Annotated in this window: 21 protein-coding genes; 8 read left to right on the top strand and 13 right to left on the bottom strand. The window is 41.0% G+C overall.

The genetic code is table 11. From position 1 onward, the window contains the following. Positions 1-248 precede the first annotated feature (248 nt). From ACM2FC_RS14335 to ACM2FC_RS14325, 3 genes are all read left to right on the top strand, one after another. Positions 249-1,049, top strand: coding sequence for a PhnD/SsuA/transferrin family substrate-binding protein (locus ACM2FC_RS14335; RefSeq protein ID WP_498481635.1), 801 nt, complete (start codon positions 249-251; stop codon positions 1,047-1,049). A 168-nt stretch (positions 1,050-1,217) separates the two neighbouring features. Continuing rightward, positions 1,218-2,852 carry a methyl-accepting chemotaxis protein gene (locus tag ACM2FC_RS14330; protein ID WP_498481634.1) on the top strand — a complete coding sequence of 545 codons (1,635 nt, stop codon included), beginning with the start codon at positions 1,218-1,220 and terminating at the stop codon, positions 2,850-2,852. A 240-nt stretch (positions 2,853-3,092) separates the two neighbouring features. Continuing rightward, positions 3,093-4,703: a sensor domain-containing diguanylate cyclase gene (locus ACM2FC_RS14325; RefSeq protein WP_498481633.1), complete on the top strand. Its 1,611-nt coding sequence runs from the start codon at positions 3,093-3,095 to the stop codon at positions 4,701-4,703. Positions 4,704-4,733: 30 nt separating this feature from the next. Here the strand turns inward: ACM2FC_RS14325 and ACM2FC_RS14320 are convergent, their stop codons facing one another. From ACM2FC_RS14320 to trxB, 7 genes are all read right to left on the bottom strand, one after another. After that, positions 4,734-5,186: a GNAT family N-acetyltransferase gene (locus tag ACM2FC_RS14320; RefSeq protein ID WP_498481632.1), complete on the bottom strand. Its 453-nt coding sequence runs from the start codon at positions 5,184-5,186 to the stop codon at positions 4,734-4,736. Positions 5,187-5,363: 177 nt separating this feature from the next. Continuing rightward, positions 5,364-5,768: a bleomycin resistance protein gene (locus ACM2FC_RS14315; protein ID WP_498481631.1), complete on the bottom strand. Its 405-nt coding sequence runs from the start codon at positions 5,766-5,768 to the stop codon at positions 5,364-5,366. Between the two features lie 172 nt (positions 5,769-5,940). Next, the gene (locus tag ACM2FC_RS14310) at positions 5,941-6,369 is read right to left on the bottom strand and encodes an ester cyclase (RefSeq protein ID WP_498481630.1); all 429 of its coding nucleotides are present in this window, start codon (positions 6,367-6,369) and stop codon (positions 5,941-5,943) included. 380 nt (positions 6,370-6,749) lie between these two features. Continuing rightward, the gene (gene hmuQ, locus ACM2FC_RS14305) at positions 6,750-7,052 is read right to left on the bottom strand and encodes a heme-degrading protein HmuQ (RefSeq protein ID WP_498481629.1); all 303 of its coding nucleotides are present in this window, start codon (positions 7,050-7,052) and stop codon (positions 6,750-6,752) included. A gap of 72 nt (positions 7,053-7,124) precedes the next feature. After that, positions 7,125-8,846, bottom strand: coding sequence for a heme ABC transporter ATP-binding protein/permease CydC (cydC, locus tag ACM2FC_RS14300; protein WP_498481628.1), 1,722 nt, complete (start codon positions 8,844-8,846; stop codon positions 7,125-7,127). Then, positions 8,839-10,626 carry a heme ABC transporter permease/ATP-binding protein CydD gene (gene cydD / locus ACM2FC_RS14295; protein WP_498481627.1) on the bottom strand — a complete coding sequence of 596 codons (1,788 nt, stop codon included), beginning with the start codon at positions 10,624-10,626 and terminating at the stop codon, positions 8,839-8,841. Before cydD ends, cydC begins: the two co-directional genes overlap by 8 nt. Positions 10,627-10,740: 114 nt before the next feature. Beyond that, a complete protein-coding gene (trxB, locus tag ACM2FC_RS14290; RefSeq protein ID WP_498481626.1) occupies positions 10,741-11,703 on the bottom strand; it encodes a thioredoxin-disulfide reductase in 963 nt (320 codons plus the stop codon). Positions 11,704-12,083: 380 nt separating this feature from the next. On the opposite strand from trxB, the gene ACM2FC_RS14285 reads away from it, so the two are divergent. From ACM2FC_RS14285 to ACM2FC_RS14265, 5 genes are all read left to right on the top strand, one after another. Beyond that, a complete protein-coding gene (locus ACM2FC_RS14285; RefSeq protein WP_498481624.1) occupies positions 12,084-12,740 on the top strand; it encodes a 2OG-Fe dioxygenase family protein in 657 nt (218 codons plus the stop codon). Further along, on the top strand, positions 12,724-13,950 hold the full coding sequence (locus ACM2FC_RS14280) for a cysteine desulfurase-like protein (protein WP_498481623.1): 1,227 nt from the start codon (positions 12,724-12,726) through the stop codon (positions 13,948-13,950). The genes ACM2FC_RS14285 and ACM2FC_RS14280 overlap by 17 nt, the downstream gene beginning before the upstream one ends. 417 nt (positions 13,951-14,367) lie before the next feature. After that, positions 14,368-14,958, top strand: a complete 591-nt coding sequence (locus ACM2FC_RS14275) for a hypothetical protein (protein ID WP_498481622.1) — start codon at positions 14,368-14,370, stop codon at positions 14,956-14,958. Next, the gene (locus ACM2FC_RS14270) at positions 14,912-15,859 is read left to right on the top strand and encodes a hypothetical protein (protein WP_498481621.1); all 948 of its coding nucleotides are present in this window, start codon (positions 14,912-14,914) and stop codon (positions 15,857-15,859) included. The genes ACM2FC_RS14275 and ACM2FC_RS14270 overlap by 47 nt, the downstream gene beginning before the upstream one ends. A gap of 301 nt (positions 15,860-16,160) precedes the next feature. Beyond that, positions 16,161-16,769, top strand: coding sequence for a hypothetical protein (locus ACM2FC_RS14265; RefSeq protein WP_498481620.1), 609 nt, complete (start codon positions 16,161-16,163; stop codon positions 16,767-16,769). Between the two features lie 28 nt (positions 16,770-16,797). Here the strand turns inward: ACM2FC_RS14265 and ACM2FC_RS14260 are convergent, their stop codons facing one another. The 6 genes from ACM2FC_RS14260 to ACM2FC_RS14235 all read right to left on the bottom strand — a co-directional run bounded on the left by ACM2FC_RS14260 (position 16,798) and on the right by ACM2FC_RS14235 (position 24,865). Further along, a complete protein-coding gene (locus ACM2FC_RS14260) occupies positions 16,798-19,851 on the bottom strand; it encodes an efflux RND transporter permease subunit (RefSeq protein ID WP_498481619.1) in 3,054 nt (1,017 codons plus the stop codon). A gap of 25 nt (positions 19,852-19,876) precedes the next feature. Continuing rightward, positions 19,877-20,944, bottom strand: a complete 1,068-nt coding sequence (locus tag ACM2FC_RS14255) for an efflux RND transporter periplasmic adaptor subunit (RefSeq protein ID WP_498481618.1) — start codon at positions 20,942-20,944, stop codon at positions 19,877-19,879. Between the two features lie 221 nt (positions 20,945-21,165). Then, the gene (locus tag ACM2FC_RS14250; RefSeq protein WP_498481617.1) at positions 21,166-21,990 is read right to left on the bottom strand and encodes a DUF2797 domain-containing protein; all 825 of its coding nucleotides are present in this window, start codon (positions 21,988-21,990) and stop codon (positions 21,166-21,168) included. 50 nt (positions 21,991-22,040) lie between these two features. Beyond that, entirely contained in the window at positions 22,041-22,790 is a 750-nt protein-coding gene (locus tag ACM2FC_RS14245) for a SanA/YdcF family protein (protein ID WP_498481615.1), read from the bottom strand. Further along, positions 22,790-23,113: a DUF3392 domain-containing protein gene (locus ACM2FC_RS14240; RefSeq protein WP_498481614.1), complete on the bottom strand. Its 324-nt coding sequence runs from the start codon at positions 23,111-23,113 to the stop codon at positions 22,790-22,792. Before ACM2FC_RS14240 ends, ACM2FC_RS14245 begins: the two co-directional genes overlap by 1 nt. Before the next feature lie 57 nt (positions 23,114-23,170). Continuing rightward, entirely contained in the window at positions 23,171-24,865 is a 1,695-nt protein-coding gene (locus tag ACM2FC_RS14235; RefSeq protein WP_498481613.1) for an NAD-dependent malic enzyme, read from the bottom strand. Positions 24,866-24,929 lie beyond the last annotated feature (64 nt).

Here is a 24,929-nt window from a genome sequence, read left to right as displayed (position 1 = left end):
TTTTTAATACTTTAAGTATAAATGTATATTCGTTATTAAGTTAGGCTAGGGCTGTTATTCTAAATATTCCTTTTTCCTTTTTATTCTAACTCATATTTTATTTTAACATATTGTATTAATTTAGTTTTCATACTCTATTTATTTTCTTTTTTTCTTATTTTTAATTTAAAAATAATTAAATTTAATCTAAATTTTTAATTATCCGCCATATGGAGGTTGGTCTCTTTAATAGTTAAAAGGAAATTTGAATGAAAAAATTTTTTTACTTACTACTGTCATCTACTTTTTTATTCACATCATTTTATTCTTATAGTGCAACTGAAGTTGATCTATGGTTTGCACCCAGCTGGAAATCCAAACCGAAAGTAGCACAAGTTATCACTGCGTCGTTAAGTGAAGCTTCGGGAATTAAGATGCGTCCGAGAATTGCAAAAAGCTACCCCCAAATATTTGAAGCATTTAGTGGGAGTAAACCAAGTATGGTTTTTGCTGGTTCTTTTGCTCAAACAATAATCCGTGAAAGAGGTTTGGGTAATATGATCGTGCAAGCTGTAAATGGCAAGGAGTATTATAGCGGAGTGTTAGTGTACCCTAAAGGGCAAGACCCTGTTGCCATTTTACAAAATATGCCTGAAAAAGTCGCATTTGCAGCAGGTTCTAGTTCTGGCGAGTCGAGTGCGAAAGCTGCCACTAATGGCAAAGCAAGTATTGCTACTAGAAGCCACTCCGCGACTATCGGCGCCGTAAAATCTAATAAGGCCTTAGCTGGCGTAGTGAAGAACTGGTGGTGGGAAGCAAATAAAAGTAAGTACCCTGAGCTTGAAATGTATGTCATACCAGGGGTATCAGAGCAAAAAAATCCAGATAATGTTTTATCTGTTTCGACAGAAGTTTCCGTTGCTGATGTGATTAAATTGGTTGGTGCAGCGAAGGAAGCAAAAGAGGTATTTTCAGCACAAAGAATGGTTGATTTTGAAAACTCATCCTTAGACTTTTCTGTGCAATTAATGGAGAAAGGGAATATCGATCCAAAAACTTATAGCTGGTAATTGAGCTTATAGCTATGAATGTAGTCATTATACAAGAAACTAGATAACAACCATAATAAGGACCGTTTGCAAATGGAAGACATGACTATTAAACAAATAATTGTTGGTGCATTTGTCGTTGTTACTATAATGACCTCTTGTATTATTGGCTACATCATTCCTACGTAAGTGACTGGAGAGCTCAGTCAAAATCTGGATAGTGAAATTATTCCAAGTGTTCAAAGCAATTTAGGAAACTTATCTGACCAAGTTTCCAAGGAGCTTGAGCAATATTTATCGAATACAGGGAAGGAGGACGTAAAGCTATTTGAAGAAAGCAGTCGCTCGTTAGCTGTTCAGCTATCATCCATATTTTTACCATTTTCTGAAAACTTTGATGTCGATGGAATTGAAAGCTTAGCTTTGAGTGAAATAGAAAATATTCCAGAGTTAAAAAAACTTGAGATACAGATGGAGCAAAGTGGTCCTTGGACGAGTTTTGAACAGCAAGGAAACTACAAGGTAGATAAAGAATTTGAGGCAACGAAAAAGTCAAAGTTTGGTTTTGTAGGGGTGAAAATTTACGTAGATTCAACGGTGATCAAAAATAAGCTCGCGTTACAAAGGCAACGTATCGACAGTATTAATAGCAATATCCAGTCTAGTAGTAAGAACATTTTAGAAGATACAGAGTCGCAAATCCGTAAAGTGCAAGCTCAAATGGCGGATAGGGTCTATAACAAGGTAATCCTATTGGCGATCGTATCTTTGGCTTTATTGTTAGGAATTATTATTACGTTTATGGTCATCATCCGTCGTATGGTGATATCCCCAATTGATGAAATTGTTGCTTCATTAGAGAGAGTGTCTAATGGCGATTTGTGTATCGAAGTGATTCGTGGTGGGAAAAACGAAGTGGGGCAATTGCGTGAAGCGCTGTCCCGCATGGTCAGCAAACAAAGTAAACAAATTCAAGAGATTACCGATTCAACTAGCGAATTGCTAAGCTCAACAGGAAAAATGTCGGAGATAATGAACAACACTCAGTCTAGAATTAAGCATCAAGATAGGGAGATTTCTGAAGTCGTGGTAGCCGTTAGTGAATTGGAGCAGAACTCTCAGGAAGTGGCTGCTAATACGTCTGAAGCAATGAAAGCAGCAAATGATGCATATCATGAATCTCAAAATGGCAACTCTAAAGTAGACAATATTATTGTTGTTATACGATCGTTAGCTGAAGAAGTCGATAGTGCTTCAGAAGTGATCTCCATGCTAGAAAATGATGCAAAGGAGATCGGGACGGTTCTTGATGTGATTCGAGGAATTGCAGATCAAACAAATCTATTAGCGTTGAATGCTGCAATAGAAGCAGCTCGAGCGGGAGAAGCGGGAAGAGGTTTCTCGGTTGTCGCAGACGAAGTACGTTCTCTAGCAAATCAAACGGGTAAATCCACTCAAGAAATTCAGCAAATTATTGAAAGGTTACAAGCTAATGCAGGCAATGCTGTTTTAGCAATGGCATCCAGTAGAGGTAAGGCCAATGATACTGTCGAACAAGCAGTTGAAGCTGGTGGAGTGCTGAAATCTATTAACGGAGCAGTAGAAACCATTACTGGTATGAATACACAAATTGCTACCGCATCTAACCAGCAAGCGAGTTTAGCAGATGTTATTAGTAAGAATTTAAATAGTATTTCTGATATTGCGAATGAAACGTCTAAAGCAGCCGTACAAACAGGGCAAGCAATAGAAAGGCAGAATAGCTTGGTTAATGGACTCCAAGGATTTATGGAGATGTATAGTACTAAGAACATGACCAAGTAGAGTTAGGGAATTGAGAAGAAATATGTTATGAAATGATCAGGTTTGTTGCCAGTATCGACGAAACGAGCCTATCTATATTTTTGGCCTAATATATGAATCATTGATATTGTTTTATAGCCGACCGAGAAATGTCCTTCTGTCGGATAAAAGAAAATAGCAGTAATGAGTAGTAATTACCCTGCTAAATATTGACGTTATGCTACGTTTAAAAGTAAGTATTATTAAACGATTAGAAGTGCTTTGACTCTAAAGAACCGTATTATTTTTCTGCCTCTCATTGTTGTTTTTGTAATCAGCAGTTTGAACTTAGTTATTATTGATCATCAGTTAGATCGAGAGCTAAATTCTCGCGTAGAGACCGAGTTAGACTGGTTAGCAAAATCTTCTATCGTGACGCTTTCTCAAATCGGTGTACCGCTCACAATCGAGAATGTTGACCCAATTGCAAAGAAACTAAGCCAGGCTTCAGATGCTCGTATCACTTTTATTAATGCATCTGGTGTTGTGACTGGGGACTCTCAAGTACCCTTTGATTCAATATCATTAATGGATAATCATGCTGATAGACCTGAAGTAGTTGAAGCATTTAAATCTGGGATAGGCTTTGCTCAACGGTACAGTGATACCGTCCAAAAAACGTATACATACGTTACTGTCTACGATCAGATATTACAAAATGGGGTGAAGGTTGGTTATTACGCTAGAGCGTCTTTACCCGATGACACGATAAAATATGAACTCATTCAGCTTAGGCAAGCTTTAATTATTATTCTTGCATTGAGCACCTTGTCCCTTGTTGTTTTAAGCTTTTTTAGTTCCCGCTGGATAGCAATGTCGGTGGAAGATGATCGGAAAAAACTAAAAAATAGAATAGATTCTGGCGTTCGAAATATCGAGTTGTTGTATGAATTGGACTCAATTTTAGGCTCATGCTCTGAAGTCACAGAAGCTGCAAAAGCGGTAAAACAGATTGTTCCCCAGCTACTACCCAATACTACTGGTGCTATTTCCATTTATAAAGCTTCAAGAAATCGTTTAGAGTCGCAAATTTTTTGGGGGGATGAGTGGAAAGAGAATATCCACTTTTTGCCAGATCAATGCTGGGCTTTAAGGAAAGGGCATCCACATAAATCACACCACAACGGTACTCTGTTGTACTGTGATCATTTTTCTCATATTAAGCAAGAGACAAGTCAGCCTTGTACCGTTTGTTTACCACTTGTGGCGTTAGGTGAGGCAATTGGTGTAATGCATACAGTTAGCCCTGAACTAAGTGCAAACGAAATGCTATTACTTGAGGCTATAACGAAACGGATTGGTTTAGCGTTGGCAAATATTAATTTGAGATACCACTTAAAACAGCAGGCAATCAGTGACTCGTTAACAGGTCTTTACAATCGACGCTATCTCTTTGAGTCATTGGAGCAGCTGGTGGCTAGAGCAAAAAGAAATGGTGCTAAGATAGGGATCTTGATGGCCGATATTGATCACTTTAAGCGTTTTAATGATGAGTATGGGCATGATGTTGGCGATGCTGTGTTAAGGGAGGTCGCTGAAGTATTTTTGCAAACCACCCGAGGTGGAGATATTGTTTGTCGTTATGGAGGCGAGGAGTTTTGTGTCGCCTTGCCAGATAGCGATTTAGAACGATCGGTGATTGTCGCAGAAAAAATACGTAATAGCGTTGAAGATATACAAGTGACGATTGGACAAAGAAGCTCAGTCTCAGTGACACTATCAATCGGCGTGTCAGTGTACTCGAGTGATAGCCATTCCATCGATGAGGTCATATCAATGGCCGATAGACAGCTCTATATGGCAAAATCCGATGGAAGAAACCGTGTCCGTTAGACGTGTTTTTAGCGTTGTCTTGGACAAAAATTAGATAGCCTTAAAATAACTTTTGTACTTCGTATTTACAACGTACCCAAGTTTTTCATACATGGACTGAGCCACTGTATTACCGATAGCAGTTTCCAATTCAATACCCATCGAGTTAGTATCGATAGCAAGTTTATCAGCCTCGGCTATTAAATTACTTCCAACGCCTAACCCACGCGCTTCATCCTTTACGTAAAGGTCGTTTAGAATCCAATACTTTTGTAATGATATAGAGCTAAAGCCTTGATATAAAGTCGCAAAGCCAATGAATAAGCCATCTGTTTCTGCGATTAAAAAGACCGCATCACGGCTATCGATTTTATCTCTAAGCCACTTTCCCGACTCTGTTATAGTCGCAGAATTATCCAAACTGACAGACAGCTGCCTGTATTCGTGAAATAGTACGGATAGATCTTCAACATCGTTACGGCTAGCGATTCTAATTTGAGTCATTAACTGTCTGCCTTTTTAAGTTTGCAATAATACGAAACAGCATATAGGATTATTTCCTAATCCATCATCATTTCTACAGGGATTTTAGATGGAGCTGATAAACGGCTGGCTGTGTATTCCAGATGCTAGTTTGTTTAGATTCAAACTCTGCAAAACCTTACTGCTCATTGATAGCAACTAAATATCCTGACAGAATCTGAATAAGTAACCATCTGGAGTTTGAACGATAAATTGCTTTTGTACTGAAACTATATTGCCGCATTGGTAAGGCTTTGACTCCATGGGTAAATAGATAGCATCTTCTGCTTTGTTGCGAACTCGCTCGTACAATGAATCTATATTTCTCACATCCCATTGGAAGTTGACTCCTCTACCCAGAGGAAGCTCCAGCTCACCAGTAACCCATTTTCTAGTATTGCTACTAATCCCTTCAAGCATAAGATCAACACCATCAAGTGTAAGGTAAGCAAACTCTTCTTTTGGCCGCTCGTATTTCAATGTGAACCCCAACACGTCAACAAAAAACGACTGACTAATGTGCAAATCGAAACAATAGAGTTCTGGTACCACTCGTAGAGTCATATTTTCCTAATCCTAGCTTTGACTTTCCAGCCATGGGAGCACTCTATAAGTCTCAGAAAATGTTAGTCAAATAGGATTCAAAAAAACTGAGAGGAAATCCATACCTAGTAAGGGAAAGAGGCAAAAGAAAGTCAGTAACTATCTTTTGCCTAATTTAGGGATAAACAGAAAACTAGAGCGAATTAGCCTGACTTTCCAATTGCTCTGTTAGCCCTTCATTTTCTCGCTGGATCCAGTATTCGACAATTTTGTCATTTTCCACTCGATAAACAGCGCTGCCCTTCGTTTCAAGAGGTTTGCCGGTTGCGGGATAACCCAATATATTACCGATGTGCTTGCCTCGTTGACACCAGCGCACATAGACCTTGCTATCTTGGGTAATCATTTCTTCTACTTCCAAATCAAAGTTACCGAACTCTTCAATAAACTCATAGATGTGGTCAGTATAATTTTCTGGGCTTCTTTCTATTACTTCACTTTTTCCGGATATTACTTGATGAGCTTTAACTTTGCGTGCCATAAAGTTTGAAGCTAACTCTGGTTTTGCTCCCGAACGCACTTGCTCTATAAAACCTCTAACGACTTCTTCGACTGACTTCATTATGTTATTTCTCAATTTATTTATGTTTAAGATATTGAACTGTAACTAAATAAACTTAATCATATAAGACAATAATGAGTACGGTAAATTAATAGATTAATAACTTAATGCGCAAACGAGCAGAGTAAATTTACTGACTAATCCAATAACACCTTAGGCATAGGTTGGGATTCAGCGAACGTTGATATCTCATAGCCAGTGAATTTAGCCGTCAATTGTTGCGTCGAGCTTGTGACGACAAGTACCGATTATTTGGTGATTTTACTTAGTTATCCATCCAAATAATCAGCACTGATATTTTGGCGAGACTTACTCGATGAGTGACAAGGTTTGGACGGGTATCATTCCGAGTTCAGTTTACTAAAAGTGTATTAATGAACTTACAAACAAGCCTCGAAGCCTTCAAAGTTTGGAGACGTTAAGTACATGTCTTTGCTGCTGCGGGCTCCCGCATGGGCTTTACGAAATGCTTCTGAGCGTGTCCAGTTTTCGAAATCTTCTTTTGAACCCCAAATAGAGTGAGAAACAAATAGAGAATACTCTTCGTTGCTAGGTCCTCTAAGCATATTAAACTCTTTAAAACCTGGCACGGTATCTAAATAAGAGTCGCGATTTCTCCACATTTCTAGGAAATCTTCTTCACAGCCAGGGCGAATTTTGAATCGGTTCATTGCGATATACATACCTTTTTCCAACTTACTGTAATTGTTATAAATGGTTAGACAGAAAAAAGGCCGACGATGTCGGCCCTAACGTTAAATCGATTGAGTGAGCTGATAATAGCGACCAGCACGCGCAATTAATTGTTCATGGGAGCCATGTTCAACCACTTCACCTTGCTCAATTAAACATATTGCGTCCATTTTGGCTAGATTTACTAAGCGGTGAGTAATGAACAGCACCGTTTTGTCTCGATAGTGGGATTCAAGCAGAGCCATGATTTGCTTTTCAGTACTCTTATCAAGGCCTTCAGTTGGTTCGTCTAAGAGTAAGATTGGCGCATCATGCAGAACAGCTCGTGCGATACCAATACGGCGCTTTTCCCCACCGGAAAGCTGGCGTCCGCCATCTCCCAGCCAAGCATCTAAGCCTTTATCATCCAGAAGCTTGTCCAAACCAACTTCTGTAAGCGTTTTAGATAGCAGCTCATCCGTTGCATCAGGGTTAGCCATGAGTAAATTATCGCGTAATGTACCGTTTAGCACGTCGACTCTTTGGCTCACAACACTTACCGCTTTACGCAACTGGCTTTCATTCCATTGAGTTAACGGTTGTCCTGCAATGGAAACACTACCAGATTGAGGGTCCCAATAGCGCGATAGCAACTGCAGCATAGTTGATTTACCTGAGCCTGTTTGACCAAGAATAGCTACTTTTTGTTTAGCTCCAATGGTCAAGTCGACATCTCTCAGCACTTTGCTTTCGCTGTCTGGATAACTAAAGGTTACTTTGGCAAAATCAATTGAGAATTGGTTGTTATGCTCTGTTTGCTCCTTGGCAAAGGTGACATCTGGTTCAGCTAAAATGACGTCATTGAGGCGGCGAGCAGAAGTCAGTGTTTGCCCTAGGTATTGGAATGCGCCAGCGATTGGCATCAACATTTCAAAGCTGGCCATGGTCGCAAATGCCATTAGTGCGATCATTGGGCCTGGTGGTTGACCTCCGACACCATCAGCGGAAATCCAAATCATCAATACTAAAGTCCAACCGTTGGCAAGCATGAGTAATGCTTGTGCTAAACCAGCTAGGTGTGCGTTCACATACTGATTGGTTAGCAGCTTGCTCTGGGCGTTAAAAATGGCATCTCTATATCGTCGTTCTGCACCAAAAATGGTGAGCTCGCTATAGCCTTCTAGCCAATCAAGCGTTGCGACACGCAGCTTCGCTTTGTTGTTGGTAAGTGTTTCGCCATTTCTCTTACCTAGTTTGTAGAACAATATAGGCCAGATGAGCAATAGCGCGAGGAGGATAGCACCTAATATTAGGCCCAAATGAAGGTCGAAATAGCTCAAAAATACTGTTAGCGACGCAATACCTAAGATACCAATGACAATAGGGCTAATTAGTCTTAAATAGACATGATCCATGGCATCAATATCGGCAACCAAACGGTTAAGAAGGTCGCCATCGCGCAAGTTCGAAACTCGTCCCGGAATAAGGGGAGTGAGCTTTTTGAAGAAGAAGATGCGCAGATCAGTCAGCAATTTGAACGTTGCATCATGACTCACAACGCGTTCACCCCAACGACCAGCGGTTCGGCCAATCGCGAAGCCACGAACAAAGCCTGCTGGCAGCATGTAATTAAACGTTTTACGAGCAATGGATAGTCCGGCAATGGCTGCTGCGGATAGGAACCAACCAGAAAGAGTCAGCAATCCAATAGAGCAAACTAAAGTCGCAAAGGCCAGAATCATGCCAAGTGACAAGCCAAACCAATGCTTTTTATACAGTTTTAGATAAGGGAGTAAATCACGCATCTAAGTTCCCCTTGTTGGCTTGTTCTTGTTGAAGATTTGCTTTTAGCATCTCACTAAACAGTCCATCTTGAGTCGATAAACTGTCGTAATGGCCTGACTGAACTAACTTGCCGTCTTGCATCACTAGAATCTGTTCAACGTCTTTTAGTGGGGCAAGTTGGTGAGTGACCATAAGAGCGGTTTTACCTTGAATCTGTTTATTTAGACCGTCGACAACGAGTCGTTCACTGCGAGCATCTAGGCTGGCTGTTGGCTCATCTAGGAGCCAGAAGTTGCCGTTTTGTAGCATGGCACGCGCGAGAGCAAGACGTTGAGCTTGGCCGACAGATAGGCCGCCAGATCGATCAGATATTTGGTAATCTAAGCCATGCTTGTCAACAAACTCTTTAGCAAATGAATCTTCAAGAGCTTTCTCAATCGTATTCGCAGCAATATCTTGTTTACCTAACGTAATGTTTTCTTTAATGGTGCCGTGCAATAACAGAGGGTTTTGACCAACCCAGCTCACCTGTTTACGCCAAGTATCATGGTCTGCATCGCGAAGCTCTACGCCATTGATCTTTAAGCTACCTTGATATGGCATGAAACCTAGAATGGCATTGATTAAACTCGTTTTACCTGCACCACTTGGCCCAACAAGAGCTGAGGTTTTGTTGTTTGCAATATTAAACGAGATAGGCCCAACGAGGTGGGTACCATCTGGGCTCAGTACTTCCAGATCTTTCGCTTCGATAGTAATACTAGCTTCACCGGAGAGATCATGAGTTCCAGATTGGACTTTACTGACGTCAGTTTCTAAAAACTCAACGATACTTTCTGCGGCACCAATGGCTTGCTGCTTAGCGTGATAGAAAGTACCTAAATCGCGCAATGGCTGATAAAACTCTGGCGCTAAAATAAGAACAAATAGACCAGTCAGTAGAGAAACGGCGACACCATAGTGGCCGAAATTTAGCTCGCCAATGTAGCTGAAGCCAAAATATACTGCGGTAATAGCGATCGAAATAGAAGTGAAGAACTCTAAAACGGCTGAAGATAAGAAAGCAATCTTTAATACATCCATAGTGCGAGTACGGAATACTTCTGATGCACCTTTCATTACTTCAGTTTCTGCTTTGTTTCGATCAAACAAGCGAATGGTCGTCATAGATTGGAGGCGATCATAAAAATGGCCTGATAATCGTTGCAAAGCTTTGAAGTTTTTGCGGTTAGCTTCGGCTGCTTTCATGCCAACGAGTGCCATAAATAATGGGACAAGTGGGGCAGTAAGTAAAAAGATAAGCCCAGCGGCCCAGTTTACGGGGAAAACCACCACTAGGATGATAAATGGAATCATCACAGAAAGAGACATTTGCGGTAGGTAGCGAGCAAAGAAGTCTTGCATCTCTTCAACTTGTTCAAGAAGAAGTGTTGCCCAAGAACCAGCAGGCTTACCTTTAATATACGCGGGCCCTAATTCACGCAGCTTTTCGAGAATTTGTCGCCTGATATAGATTCGAATTTGTTCACCGCAGCGATAGCCAGCTATCTCTTTTCCCCAAGCACAAACAGCGCGAAGCGCAATCGTTGCAGCTAGGCCGATAAAGTAGGGGATCAGATCATATTTATCGACATGTTTAATGATTAGATGATCGAGAATGGTCGCAAGGAGAGCAGCTTGCGCGAGTAAAAATAGGCTTGAAACGATACCAAGCCCCACAGCAATCATAAGCCAGCGGTTCGCTAACTTACTCTGCTGCTTGAGCCAAGTGGTCAAGCTACGTCTTTTAGTTTTATCCATTTTGAAGGCTTAATGGTAGTTATAACGTGTTACAGGTGGGGCATTATACAAAAGTTAGCCCAATGGTAATACCATTGGGCCAGTGTGATTATTGATAAAATTGCAAAATCACATTTACGAATTATTCGACATTTTGTCTAAGAATCGCTCTGCATCAAGAGCTGCCATACAACCCGTACCTGCTGAGGTAATGGCTTGGCGGTATGTGTGGTCCATAACGTCACCTGCAGCAAAAACGCCTTCTACACTAGTTTGAGTCGCGTTCCCATTGAGGCCAGATTGAACAATTATGTAGTCATCGTTCATTTCCACTTGGCCTTTGAAAATAGCAGTATTTGGCTGGTGGCCAATAGCAATAAATACACCCATCACATCTAGATCTTCAGTCGCATCAGATTTTGTATCTTTAATGCGCACTCCAGAAACACCAACTTCATCGCCCAGTACTTCGTCGAGTGTTCTATCTGTGTGTAACGTGATGTTGCCGTTTTCTACTTTATCCATTAAACGCTTCATCAGGATCTTCTCTGCACGGAAGCCTTCTCTGCGGTGAATAAGGTGCACTTCTGATGCGATATTTGAAAGGTATAGCGCTTCTTCAACAGCAGTATTGCCCCCACCGACAACGGCTACTTTTTGGTTGCGATAAAAGAACCCGTCACAGGTTGCGCATGCTGATACACCGCGCCCTTTAAATGCTTCTTCTGAATCTAAGCCTAGGTACTTTGCCGATGCGCCAGTTGAGATAACTAAAGCGTCGCAAGTATATTCTTGGCTGTCACCTTTTAGGCTAAAAGGCCTTTTGGATAAATCCACTTCGTTAATATGATCGAATACGATTTCTGTTTCAAATCGTTCTGCATGCTCTTTCATTCGATCCATAAGCGCGGGTCCAGTTAACCCCTCTGCGTCACCCGGCCAGTTTTCCACATCAGTCGTGGTGGTCAGCTGGCCGCCTTGTTGGATGCCAGTAACAAGAACGGGATTCAGGTTCGCTCTCGCAGCGTATACCGCAGCAGTGTATCCAGCGGGGCCGGAACCAACGATGAGTAATTGACAATGTTTTACGTCGCTCATGCAATCTCCAAATCATGACGGTCAAAATTAAATACTTTATTACGCCGATTGTATGGAAATTGGAGCGTTAATAAAAGCTTAAATCGTTGCTTGCTCTTAGCGAGTAGTTTTGGTCTCTCGTTTCCAATTATCATAATGATGTAATTTTAAGTTATTGAAATATATAAATTTAAAATACATCATAGTGAATAGGTCTAGAATCGAACAGTAGCTACTCAGTTTTGTAGTTGTATTATCTCGTTATTTGATAATAAATAGAATATAAAACTATAATTTATTGATTGTTGAGTTTATAAATCGTATTATCTTGTATTTATCAACATAATATGTATTTTGTTAATTAATTGTTTCAAAGTTGATGCGAGGTTTAGGAGACAACGATGTTACAAATTATTCAGAATACGCTTCAAATTACGACCATTAGTCAGGCTGCAATAGCGCAACTGGCTCCTTCTTTTTCTAAGCTACCGAGTACGGATCATGCTGATGGTCAATATCGCTTTAGACGATACTCGGTAGTTAAATACCTTAATGAGAAAGTAGAAGATATGAATCGTCAGCATTTCATGCAGACAGACGACATTAACACTTTTCAAGGTAATGTGGTAAGGCAGTTTGATTCAATATTACCTTCGACCCTCGATAGTGCGGGTATGAAAGAGCTATGTCGAGTGTTTGTAGAAGCGAATAATTTACCTAATGGGCAGGAAATCGAAATACACCAAATGCGAATTTCGGCTGTTTACGATGAAACTCAAGTTGCTCCTGAAGGCGTCCATCAAGATGGCTTCGATCATATTGCGATTATTGGCATTGATAGGCACAACATTGTCGGCGGAGAAATCATGCTATATCAAGACTTCAATGCGGCTCCATTCTTTAGAAAAGTATTAGAAAATGGCGAAGTGACGTTACTCGCAGACTCGAAGTTATGGCACAACGCCAGCCCAATACGTTCAGTTGATAGCAATAAAAATGGTTACATGGATCTATTCGTTCTAACAGCAAGAAATAATAACAATGCTCTTCACTCCTGAAAAAGCTAGGCAACAATTCAGCGCATTAAATCAGACTTATAATGACAAGCCGGTCGTATTTTTTGATGGACCTGGTGGTTCTCAAGTCCCTAAGAGTGTGCTTGAAGGTATGAATCAATACTTAGGCCACTTTAACTCAAATACTGGAGGTCACTATTTCTCCAGTAGAATCACCGATGACTTGGTTGATAAAGCACGTGAGTACGTCCAAGCCTTTTTCAACGCAGAGTCGAAAGACAACGTTGTATTTGGCGCCAATATGACGTCATTGACCTTTCAGCTCAGCCGCTCGATAAGCCGCGATTGGACGTCAACAGATGAGATTATCGTAACGGCACTTGATCACTCGGCAAATGTTTCTACATGGGAAGAAGCGGCTGGTGATAAACAGACGAAAGTGCATAAAGTGCGGGTAAATGAGTCCGACTGCACATTAGACTTTGAACATCTTGGTTCTTTGATTAATGAAAACACTAAGTTGATTGCGGTGACTATGGCATCGAATTGCACAGGGTCAATTGTCGATATTGAAAAAGTCGTTTCAATGGCGAAAAAAGTAGGCGCAAAAGTGTATGTTGATGCTGTGCACTATGCGCCGCACAATGTTGTTGATGTTCAGCAATTAGGCTGTGACTTTTTAGCTTGTTCAGCGTATAAATTCTTTGGCCCTCATATCGGAATGGCCTACGTTGCTCCACAATGGTTACAATCATTACGTCCGTATAAAGTTGAGCCAGCAACCGATATTGGCCCTGGCAGGTTTGAAACGGGAACGCCAAGTTTTGAAGCTGTTGCTGGTGTAATTGAAGCAATCAATTACATCGCTCAATGGGGCGGGGAAGATGGTTCACTTCGTGACAGAATCAAGCAGGGCTACCATAGCTTTGCTGAACATGAAGAAAAACTGAGCCAATATTTTCTCGGTAAGTTGTCTTCTTTAGGCGGAGCTAAATTATATGGAATTGAAGAAGCAAGTACTAAGCTGAGAACTCCTACTTTCGCAATACGTCTTAAAGATCGCCATCCAGAGTTAATCGCTAAGACGCTTGGTGAGCAAAACATTTGTGTTTGGAATGGCCATTTTTATGCTCTTGGGTTGGTTCAACAGTTAGATTTACTTGAATCAGGTGGGGTAGTACGGATTGGCTTTATGCATTACAACACGCTGGATGAAATTGATAAGTTGTTCGAAGTATTATTTCGTCTCTAATTCCACACTTTTATTCCCCAGTGCACCAGCTCTAATTGATAGAGCTGGTGTATTAATTTATCGTTATAATTTTTCTTCTACAATGCATTTAAAGATAAAATACTTCCTTTAGATATGTATTACACCTTTAGGGTTGATCTTTTATATTTCTATCAAATTTATTTCACTTCCGTTTATACATTTATTCCGATCAGGAATGAAAATATGCCGTGAAGTAAAGGTCGGGTTTCACTATATTAACTAAAAATTATATGAGTAGTAGTGAGACTATTTATCGGTACTGCTTTTAAAGAGCCTGAAAGTCATATCATGCTTTTAGTCCCCTATTTTTTTAAAATCTTTGTACTCACTGCAAGAAGATATTCTTCAAGCTTTGCATTGATCTAATTATATAGTCGCAGTAATAAAGGTATATACATGTCCAAATTGAAAGATATAGCTATAAAATATGATGGTATTGCTCATAGATGGACGCAAAATAAATTTATTGGAAGTAAACAAGTTTTTGGTCGTGATGGTGTTTGTGCTCCACTTGTTGTTAAATGGATTTCGTGTCGAGCTTCAAAACAGAATTTCAAAAAAACGATGGAAAGTTTTCAGGCAAGAGACGATGTGATGATCCTTAAGGAGCAGCAGCATACAACAGACTTTATAGAATCTATGAGGGAGTACTTGGCTGTGAATGGCGGTCTATACAGCGGAGAATGTCACAACCTCACCACTAAACGTTCCTTAAGCGATATAACTAAACTGTTATCAGAAAAAATGGGGTACTATTTTTTCGGGTTAAGCAACGCAGGTATGGGAAAAACTAAGTCCGAAGGGCATGCTATTGGCATAGATACTACTAAACTTCTTGACAGTTCAGTTACTTATAAAGTCAAGATATTTGATCCTAATTACGGCCAAGCTGAATTTAAAAACAGTAAGGATTTATACAACTTTATGGGGGAATGGTTTGATGGGGGAATGGTTTGGATTGATCTACCCAGAACTGCAAGGAAATAGAGTCTTGCAAGGCTTTTATAAACAGCCAGACCCAATTACCTTAAGCTCTTCCAAAGTTTGTGAATTCAATACAAAAGCCTCATGCTCTACTAGAGGTTTGCCACCACCTTATATTGATGCTAGTGAAAACACAGAAGCAATCCTGAAAAGATCTGTGGGATTACCACCAACAAGTAGTTTCGAGGCTACACCTCTGATTCTAACAAATTTACCTAAACCAGAGTTGACAGAGTTTTCCGAGAAGTCTTTTTTTAAGCAGAGTATGACCATGGGGCTTCCGCGCGTTCAAAGCAACAGGTCTATTTCATCAGTGAGTAATGCTGTTTCAATGCGACGATCTTTCTCGATTGTAAAGCCAAACCCAAAAATGCGGTATAAGAAAATTCGGTATGTAGATGATCTAATAAAATTCCTTAAGGCTCTTAACAAAGGAGCCAGTACTTATTATTCCGGCTTTTTCCACTCAAATAGAAAAGGAGAATGTATGGATGATATGATAACGTTGTTTGAATTGATCAAGGCTCGCCGTAGTGATATCGAGACCAGCATCTTATCAATGTATTTTAATGAAGCTTTGAATCTTGCGACTTTGATACGAGGTCAAGCAGCTCCTAAAAAACTAACAGCGAAGAATGTTCATATTACTAGCTCAGTAAAAGCGTTATTTAAAAGCAGCGTTACGCCTATGAACGCATATAGTTTTGAAGAAGTCCCTGGCATGTCTTTAGAAAATATACGTCAGATTCGAAAATTAAACAGTCCTAAGAAAGTCCAATACATACGCCTTCTAAACTCTATTGTGAAACATGCGAATTATGACTTTTTGTATAGTGATGACTACAAAAAGATAGTTTACGATAGGATTGGAAAGTCTATTAAGAATACTCGGAAGTTATTATGATAGAAAACAAGTAATAACACGAATATATCGCTCCTCTGCGATCTCACGCTGTAGAGCTTTTCCCACTGAATCTTGAGTCGAGGCTAAAGCGCTTGATGAATATATGTGTTTGACATGGTCATTTCTATGCGCTTTTAGTCAGGTTCGACAGTTTGCTTGAGTTGGATGGAGTAATTCTAACTGTCTCTATAGATTGCAACACGTTTTTAGGTAATGGATACGATACAGTGAGTCGTTTTATTGGTTTTATTACCAACACCTCGTAATATGGCTAGAAATCCCACGAAAATATAAACCAACAATGTCAGACACTCCGATAGCGATAACGAATCAATGGATACAGAGCGAAATAGACCTTGGTTCTGAATTTCCCAACCGTGCAACACTTTCAACGGTTTTCAGTTGTGATTCTACAGTTGTTCCACATAGCCGAATAGTGGCACTTCGAGAAATAAACGAAAGCGGATTATTGTTTTTTACCTCGAGTAAGACCAGAAAGTATCAAGAATTAAGCGACAACCCAAATTCTACACTAGTGATTTGGCTGACTCAGCAACAGCGCCAAATTGTTATCGAAGGGAAGTCGTTAGAGCTAAGTTTGCAAGAAAGGCAGCAATATTGGAGCGAGCTCCCTAAAGAGAGGCAACTTAAGATTTCTTCTTATGCTCCTTATTCAAACGACGAAGTAAGCTCAGATGTGAATCTAGACCGTATCTTTGATGAACTTAAAGAAACTTACAAAGACGATTCTCAGTTACCGTTAAGCCCTTATTATGTCGGTTTTCGATTTATTCCCAACAAGTTTCATTTCTATACGCTATCAACTGAAGGGTTTTCTGACGTACAAGAATACGTTGCTGATTCATCGGGCTTATCCAAATGGAAGAGAGTCGATATAAGCCCTTGTTAAAATAACGCTCACTAATAACATTGGTGGCCTAATATTGAAGGCTATCCTCAGTCAGGTTTTGTTTCTTTCTCGTCTGTAGTTTTTGCAAACCAGAATTGATTAACACATAAAACGTTGGAACGATAATTAAAGTGCATATCGTTCCAATAGTTAATCCACCGACGAGCACATAACCTATTTGTGCTCTCATTTCACTTCCCGGACCACCATGCAAAATCAGTGGTAAAGAACCAAACACCATTGCACCGGTGGTCATCAATATTGGTCTAAAACGCATCTCTGTTGCTTTAATCGCGGCTTGAAGAACGCTTTTTCCTTCGGCTTTTAGATGATTGGCGAAATCCACGATCAATATGCCATGTTTACTGATCAAGCCGACCAAAGTAATCAAGCCAATATTACTGAAAAGATTCAGGCTGTTTCCTGACACCTGCAAGGTAAGCAAAGCGCCTGCAATTGAGGCGGGTACGGCGGTTAGAATAATAAAAGGTTGAATGAAGCTTTCAAACTGGGCGCAAAGTACCAGATATATAAACACTAAGGCGAAACCAAAGCTGATCAGCATGGTATCTTTTGAGCTTAAATAGGTTTTTGTTTGGCCAAAGTAGTGGTATTGAACGTCGCTAGGTAGGGCTTGTTTGGCTATTTGATTGATAATTTCAGTTGCTTGCCCAATATTGTAGCCACTGTTTAGATTGGCAGTAATATGCAAAGACTTCTCTTGGTCGAAGTTGGATAGCACTACGGGCTGAGTGGTACGTTCGACACTGACTAATTTCTCAAGCGGGATCATTTTACCTTGAGTCGTTGGAACGTAGATATCTTGGAAGTCTTTTAGCGAAGTAATTGCCCCTTTATCTGCTTGCAAAATGATGGGATACGAGGTGCCACTAAAGTTGAAATACCCAGCTGTATAGCCACCACTCATTATTCCTAGCGTATCGTCGATATCGGCAATACTGACTCTTAGATCGGCCGCCAATTGACGATTGACTTCGACGTTGTATTGCAGCTTGTCCCACTTTAAGTTGGAGCTGATATTGGACAGCGCTGGTGACTGTTTGAGTTTGGCCATAAAGTTGTCAGCGATTTGTTGTAAGTAGCGATAACCACCAGTGGTTGTTAGCACTAATTCAACAGGAGAGTCGCCTTGTCCATGAATGCCTAGTGGGGGAGCAGGGGCAATGTGTGCAACAATTCCCGGGATATCCAGTACTTTGCTAATCTCCTCTTCGATAGCTTGCTGGCTTTTGTCTCTGTCACTGATTGGAGGAAGAATCAAATGGGCCATGCCTTGTGAAGGTGTAGGAGCCCCTAGTTCAATGATCCGCTTCTTAACGTCGCTAAAAGATGACAGAAGCTTGTCCAGCTCAGTTGCTTTGCTCTTCATATAGTTGTAATTGGCGGTACTCATTCCGTTAAAAGGAACTGTAATATTACTGTCGTCTGATTGAGGGGCTAAAGTGTTGGGTAGAGTACGGATTAACACAAAGGTCAGTGCCAGTAAGAACACAAAGACTGAAAAGACAATCAGCTTATTCGCCAAGCATAGCTTTAAAACATTTTGTAGTCGTTTGTTCTCACCAGACTCTTCGGTATGAGAGCTGCTTGAGCTTAATAGGTATGCGCACATCATTGGCGTAAGAGTAATTGCGATGACGGTAGAGATGGCAACTGCAACAATTAAGGTAAAGCCAAACTGCCAAAACAGCTGAGAAACCAAGCCACTACTAATACCGATAGGCGCGTACACTGCAATCAAGGTACAACTTATCGAAATGACAGGAAACATCATTTCTCGGCCGCCCTTGATCGCAGCATCGATAGGTTTCATTCCATGAGCAATTCGGCGATAGATATTCTCCATCATGACGATGGCGTCATCGACAACTAACCCAATGGCCAGCACCAGTGCGAGCAGGTTTATGATGTTTAGCGTAAACCCTGCAAGGTAGATGAAGATAAACGACCCAACCAGTGAAACGGGCAAGGCGACCAAGGGAATAATGGTTGCTTTTAACTCTTTCAAAAATACAAAGACAACCAAAATGACCAAGATAGTTGCGATAAGCAGAGTCTCGTAGACACTATCAATGGAAGCACTTAAAAAGCTGGTGAAATCGTACGCTTGTTGCACTTTGATATCAGGTGGAAGCGTGGATTCTATGTTTGCCATCGCCTTTTTTACTTCGCTAGCTACAGTCAAAGGGTTTGCTGTGCTGGTAGGGATAATACCTAGAGAAATGCCGGGTTTGCCGTTAAGCAGTACTGCAGATTGAGTACTTGTTGCTCCGAGTTTTATGTCGGCGATGGAAGAAAATCGAATCGGTTTGCCGTGATAGTTGGCAACCACAAGCTGAGAGAAGTTTTTCACTTGACCGATTTGTGACTTAAGCACTAATGGATAGCTTTGATGTTTGGTTTGTAACTCGCCACTTTTACTCAATACATTTTGTTGGTTCAATGCGGTTATAACATCGCTCATCGAAATATTCAGTGTGGCCATTTTTTCTGGCTTGAGCCAAACCCGTACCGCATAATCACTGCCCCCGAGCATTTCAACGTTTGATACACCGGGTATCCGTCTTAAGTTTGGCACCACATGAAGTTGTAGGTAATTAGTGAGGTCTGGTGTATCTCTCTGAGAACTTGAGAAAAACATGCTTAGAATCGGCGAGTCATTTGGGTTTGCTTGCTTAATTTCAGGAGCGTCGACTCCGGATGGAAGATTTCCCGACACTTTAGAGACAGCCGATCGTATTTCATTGACTTTTTCGTTTAAATCAGTGCCAGAAGGGAACCTTAGGATGACATCACTTATGCCTTTCTGACTGTTTGACTCAACACTTTCTGCGCCATTAATGGTTGAGACAGCGCTCTCTATTACTGAGCTTACTTGCTCACGCATAAAATTGGCACTTGATCCTTCGCTTTCGGTATGAATACCAATTTCAGTACTGGAAATATTTGGATAACCACTGACAGTCAGCTTAAAAAAGCTCAATACGCCCAGAAGTAAAATCAGAACAGACAGCACGATAGTAAATACTGGTCTGCGAATACAAAACTCAGGTAATGACAAAGCCCTCTCCCTATACTAAGCGCGATTATTGAGTTGTTAGAGCTGAATTTTTGTTGGATATGATCGTTACCGGATCGCCATCTTTTAGTTTCTCTTGTCCAGCGGTGATGATTTTGTCTCCGGCGGATAAACCGTTAAGCACGATCGACTCTGTGTTGGTCTGTTGACCGACTTTTACGATTTGCGCGACAGCGCGGTTATTTGATGACACTTTATACACCTCGAAGCCTTGCAATATTGGAATCAATGCTTCATTGGGCACCACTAGCTGTGCAGCAGGTTTGCCAATGGTTTGAGACACCTGTACGTACATACCGGCTGTCAGCAAATGGTCAGCGTTATTGACGAGTGCATGCACGATTATGGTATTGGTTGTGGCAGTTATGATTGGAGAGATAAAAGTGACTTCTCCGTCAAAGTGTTTTTTGGGGTATGCGTCGCTAACGATTGATACTGGTTGGCCAACTTTTAATGCAGAGAAGTATTCGCCGGGAATGTTATATTTTACAACTACGGAGTCGGTATCCACTAGGCGCACGATTTGGTCGCCGCTCGTCACATAAGCCCCCAAACTATAATTGATGCTACCTAACGTGCCTGAAAAAGGTGCCACCAACAAAGTTTGGTTTTCCTCGAGTTGAATTTGTTCAACCTTGGCTTTTTGAGTTTCTTGAAGGGTGTAAGCGTTATCCAGAGATTGCTTGTCTATACTGCCTGATTGGCTAAGCTTTTTCAGTCGACTATATTTCGCTTCATATTGAGCCAACAGAGCTTTTGCCGAGTGCAGCTCCGATACGTAATACCCATCGTCGAGCTTAAGAAGTTTTTGGCCTTGTTGTACTTTCTCACCATCTTGGACATAGATAGCTTTTATGATGCCAGTGAGGTGTGGAGTGATTTCGACATTTTGTTTAGCGGACAAAATACCAATAGCAGACAAATTTTGGCTGATTGATTTCTTAACAACCTCAATTGTATCCACTTTTATTGGCTTCACTTGTACGGTTTTTGATTCGCTATTATTCGGTAGATATGACCAAATAATAAGTCCAAGTGCACAAACTAGTATCAGGCTAGAAACAATATACCGCATATATCCTCATCTGCTGAATAGGGTCCATTTTATGCTATCTAGCATTAATCAAATTACAACGGAAAGAAAGCGAAGATGGCGGAATACTCACACTTATTTTATTTATATAAAAGCATAGTATTTATGGTTGGCTAGTGATTGATATTTAGAATAAAAGAGGCTTATATACCCAAGCATAAAGTAGGTGCTTGGATATATAATATAGCTTGAGTTAAATAGTGCTATGCACTGACTTCGACTTCATAAGAAGTAAATTTTCTAATATTAATAACGCCAGTGTCTAGTATTAAGTACTGACCTTTTATTCCTTTTAAAATACCTTCAACTAATGGGTTTTTATCGAAGTTATGTGAGGTAATTTTAGTTGGGTGAGATTGAACTGGATATGAAATATCCGTGATACTTTCAGTAAGATTAATAATGGCATCATCGCCAAACTTTTGTTTTATTTCTGCCACTTTATCTTCAACTAACGGCAAAAGACGAGCCGCTTCTTGTTCTAAAGCAATTGCTTCACCGTCTCCCTTTAGCAAAGCGCGCCAATTAGTTTTATCCGCGATGTGTTTCGCCAACTCAACTTCTATTAATCCTGAAATATAGCGAGTTTTCACTTTAAATATCGGTAAGCCTTGAGTCGCGCCTTGGTCTATCCATCGGGTAGGGATTTGAGTGTGGCGAGTGATACCAACTTTTAAATTGGAAGTATTAGACAGATACACAAAGTGATCGACCATGCAATTCTCTTCACCCCATTCAGGCTCTCTGCAGGTGCCTTGGTCATAATGGCAAGTTTCCGGTTTCATAATGCACATATCGCAGCTCGCGAGTTTTTTCATACATACGAAGCAGTGGCCTTGAGAATAGCTTTTTTTGGTTTTCTTACCACATGAACAACAATAAATATTGCCCGTATGAGTAAGAGAAATTGACTTACCAATGTATTGGTTTAGGTCGACAAGGTCTTCACCGACAGGAAGCTGATATTCAACTTCACCGCTAAGCGATGAGCGCATTTTTTTTAGTGTTCCAGTAGCAATTTTTTGCATGACATTACTCTTTATAATTTTTTAAACCGCACGACTAAGTACTGATATTTCTAACCAGTAGAGCTAATCGGTTTTTCTATTTTTTCGACAGGAGATGAGTCTGCTTGCTCATCTCCATTGGCAATGGGTTCTTTCGGCCCTAAGAATTTCGGCTGGGTATGAGTGATATAGAGATCTAAGAAGGCTTTTGCTCGGGCGAAAAATTCACGAATTCGAATGTGGAAACCTTCTTGTTTGGTTGGACCGGGAACTGCTAAGCACTGTGCGTTGATATTAAAGTGCTTGGCTATATAAATCGCACGTTCACAATGGAATTTTTGCGAAATTATCAAAAAGTGGTCGGTCTCAAATATCTTTTTTGCTCTCACTATGGAATCGAGCGTTCTAAACCCAGCGTAATCGAGGTAGATATGGTTATCTGGTACGCCCGCTCGAAGCAGATCGCGTTTCATTGTCCAAGGTTCATTGTATGAACGGTGAGCATTGTCACCGCTTAGAAGGAAGTTACTGACTTTTCCTTCTTTGTACAAGCGAATAGCAGCATCAATGCGGTGGGCGTAATACTCGTTTAAGGTACGGCCCAAATATTTGCTAGTGCCTAAAACAACCGCGACATTGTAATGCGGAACCTCACTATCATTTGTCATGATAGAGCTTCGTGCTTGAAATGATACCCAGCGATCTAACGTGAATACGGCCAAGAATACAATGAAAACAGCCAGAAGAAGATAGCCAAGAACAGATAGGCACTTTTTTACTGCCGTATTGTTAAATTTTAACTTATTGAGCAAGCGTCTCACTATATCTGACGGTTCCTTTGCGCCCAGACTCCGACAGCAACAAAACACAGCACGATGACGCTAAACATGACACCGGCATGCATTTGACGAAATGTATGAGCTAAATATGGGGTGGCTTTAACAATGATTAAACCGTAACCAAATGCGTTAATCAATATAAATACTAAGGTTCTAAAAATGAAATGTTGGTTTCTCATCGCTCGTCGAAAAAAACCATTTATTTCATTACCTAACAATACTAGTACACAAGCTACAAGTGCGGTAGAGATTTCAAACATGTAGGGAAGGAGTGCCTTTCCCATCGGAGCTAACAAACTGAACATATTTTTATTGATACGCCTCTATGTAATAGATAGAGGCGTCCTAATTTTAATTAATTTTTAGAATGCTGTGCGTTTATAACGACGATAAACAGGTTGCCAGAAGTAGCGGTTGATTGCCTTTTCTAACGCGTCATCAGTAATTTCTAGTGCCATACCCTGTTCAATGGCTTTTTTGGCGACAGCAAATGCGATTTTCTTAGAAACCGTGTGGATTGACTCAAGTGGCGGTAATAAAGAGCCTTGGCCGTTAATCGCGAGTGGTGAGCATTCTGCTAAAGCGCGGCTGGACTCCATTAGCATCTCGTCAGTCACGCGTTTGGCATTGACTGCCAGTACACCAAGACCGATACCGGGGAATATATAGCTGTTATTACACTGAGCGATTGGATACGTTTTATCTTCATGTACAACAGGGTCAAATGGACTGCCAGTTGCAACCAATGCGTCACCATTTGTCCAGCGAATGATATCTCGAGGCGTCGCTTCGACGCGACTAGTTGGGTTCGAAAGTGGGAAGACAATCGGACGAGCACAGTGTTTGTGCATCTCTTGAATGACTTCCTTGCTAAATAAACCAGGTGCGCCAGATACACCAATCAAAATTGTTGGTTTAGCGTTGGTCATGACATCAAGTAAGGAGTAGCCAGAACCTTCGCTGTCGTTTTTCCACTCTTTCGTGTCTGAATGTTTTTGCACTAACTTCTGCTGGAAGTCGAGAAGGTTTGGCATTCCCTCCTGTAGTAAGCCCCAGCGATCCACCATGTAAACTTGTGAGCGAGCCTGCTTATCTGATATGCCTTCTGCAACCATCTGAGCGATAATTGCTTCAGCAATACCACAGCCAGCTGAACCTGCACCAAGGAAAGTCACTCGCTGCTCTGAAAGCTTGCTACCTGCAGCTTTACAAGCAGCTAACAGTGAGCCTACCGTGACTGCAGCTGTACCTTGAATATCATCATTGAAACAGCAGATTTTGTCTTTATAACGCTCTAAAAGAGGCATCGCATTTTTCTGGGCGAAATCTTCAAATTGGATGAGTACGTCTGGCCAACGTCTTCTCACCGCTTGAATAAATTCTTCTACAAAGCTGTTATATTCTTCACCAGTGATACGTGGATGTCGCCAGCCCATATACATTGGGTCAGCGAGTCGTTGGGGATTGTTGGTACCTACATCAAGAACAACAGGAAGAGTATAAGCCGGACTGATACCACCACAAGCGGTATAAAGTGCCAGTTTTCCGATAGGAATGCCCATTCCCCCGATGCCTTGATCTCCCAGACCAAGAATACGTTCACCATCTGTGACCACGATAACTTTTACCTGTTGGTTAGTTGAGTTATTGATGAGGTCGTCAATGCGGTCTCTGTTTGGGTAAGAGATAAAAAGTCCACGTCCACGGCGATAGATATTGGAGAAGTTTTCGCACGCAGCACCCACAGTTGGCGTGTAAATGATAGGCATCATTTCTGAGATGTGGTTTTGAACTAAGCGATAAAACAAGGTCTCGTTGGTATCTTGGATATTCCTGAGATACACGTGCTTATCCATATCATTTTCGAAGTTTTGATACTGCTTGTATGCACGTTCAACTTGTTCTTCGATGGTTTCCGTTGCTTCTGGAAGAAGGCCTTCAAGGTTGAAGTCCATGCGCTCTGAAGCGCTGAATGCACTGCCTTTATTCAGGAGTGGTGTACTAAGAAGTGCGGGACCGGCGTAAGGGATATAAAGAGGGCGTTTATCGTTGTTCATCTCTAGCCTACTGTAGGGGGTGGAAGGAATCCCGCAAATGATAGGGATTAGTTACTTTGATGTA

Source organism: Vibrio sp. A37 (genome assembly GCF_059777565.1).
This window is presented reverse-complemented; position numbering and strand designations above follow the sequence as displayed.

Excerpts from the sequence above, each read along its gene's own strand:
- ACM2FC_RS14265 (WP_498481620.1), top strand. The coding sequence starts at position 16,161 with ATGTCAGACACTCCGATAGCGATAACGAATCAATGGATACAGAGCGAA.
- ACM2FC_RS14335 (WP_498481635.1), top strand. The coding sequence starts at position 249 with ATGAAAAAATTTTTTTACTTACTACTGTCATCTACTTTTTTATTCACA.
- hmuQ (WP_498481629.1), bottom strand. The coding sequence starts at position 7,052 with ATGTATATCGCAATGAACCGATTCAAAATTCGCCCTGGCTGTGAAGAA.
- ACM2FC_RS14280 (WP_498481623.1), top strand. The coding sequence starts at position 12,724 with ATGCTCTTCACTCCTGAAAAAGCTAGGCAACAATTCAGCGCATTAAAT.
- ACM2FC_RS14255 (WP_498481618.1), bottom strand. The coding sequence starts at position 20,944 with ATGCGGTATATTGTTTCTAGCCTGATACTAGTTTGTGCACTTGGACTT.
- cydC (WP_498481628.1), bottom strand. The coding sequence starts at position 8,846 with ATGCGTGATTTACTCCCTTATCTAAAACTGTATAAAAAGCATTGGTTT.
- ACM2FC_RS14275 (WP_498481622.1), top strand. The coding sequence starts at position 14,368 with ATGTCCAAATTGAAAGATATAGCTATAAAATATGATGGTATTGCTCAT.
- ACM2FC_RS14320 (WP_498481632.1), bottom strand. The coding sequence starts at position 5,186 with ATGACTCAAATTAGAATCGCTAGCCGTAACGATGTTGAAGATCTATCC.
- ACM2FC_RS14285 (WP_498481624.1), top strand. The coding sequence starts at position 12,084 with ATGTTACAAATTATTCAGAATACGCTTCAAATTACGACCATTAGTCAG.
- ACM2FC_RS14270 (WP_498481621.1), top strand. The coding sequence starts at position 14,912 with ATGGGGGAATGGTTTGGATTGATCTACCCAGAACTGCAAGGAAATAGA.
- trxB (WP_498481626.1), bottom strand. The coding sequence starts at position 11,703 with ATGAGCGACGTAAAACATTGTCAATTACTCATCGTTGGTTCCGGCCCC.
- ACM2FC_RS14250 (WP_498481617.1), bottom strand. The coding sequence starts at position 21,990 with ATGCAAAAAATTGCTACTGGAACACTAAAAAAAATGCGCTCATCGCTT.
- ACM2FC_RS14315 (WP_498481631.1), bottom strand. The coding sequence starts at position 5,768 with ATGACTCTACGAGTGGTACCAGAACTCTATTGTTTCGATTTGCACATT.
- ACM2FC_RS14310 (WP_498481630.1), bottom strand. The coding sequence starts at position 6,369 with ATGAAGTCAGTCGAAGAAGTCGTTAGAGGTTTTATAGAGCAAGTGCGT.
- ACM2FC_RS14240 (WP_498481614.1), bottom strand. The coding sequence starts at position 23,113 with ATGTTCAGTTTGTTAGCTCCGATGGGAAAGGCACTCCTTCCCTACATG.
- cydD (WP_498481627.1), bottom strand. The coding sequence starts at position 10,626 with ATGGATAAAACTAAAAGACGTAGCTTGACCACTTGGCTCAAGCAGCAG.
- ACM2FC_RS14235 (WP_498481613.1), bottom strand. The coding sequence starts at position 24,865 with ATGAACAACGATAAACGCCCTCTTTATATCCCTTACGCCGGTCCCGCA.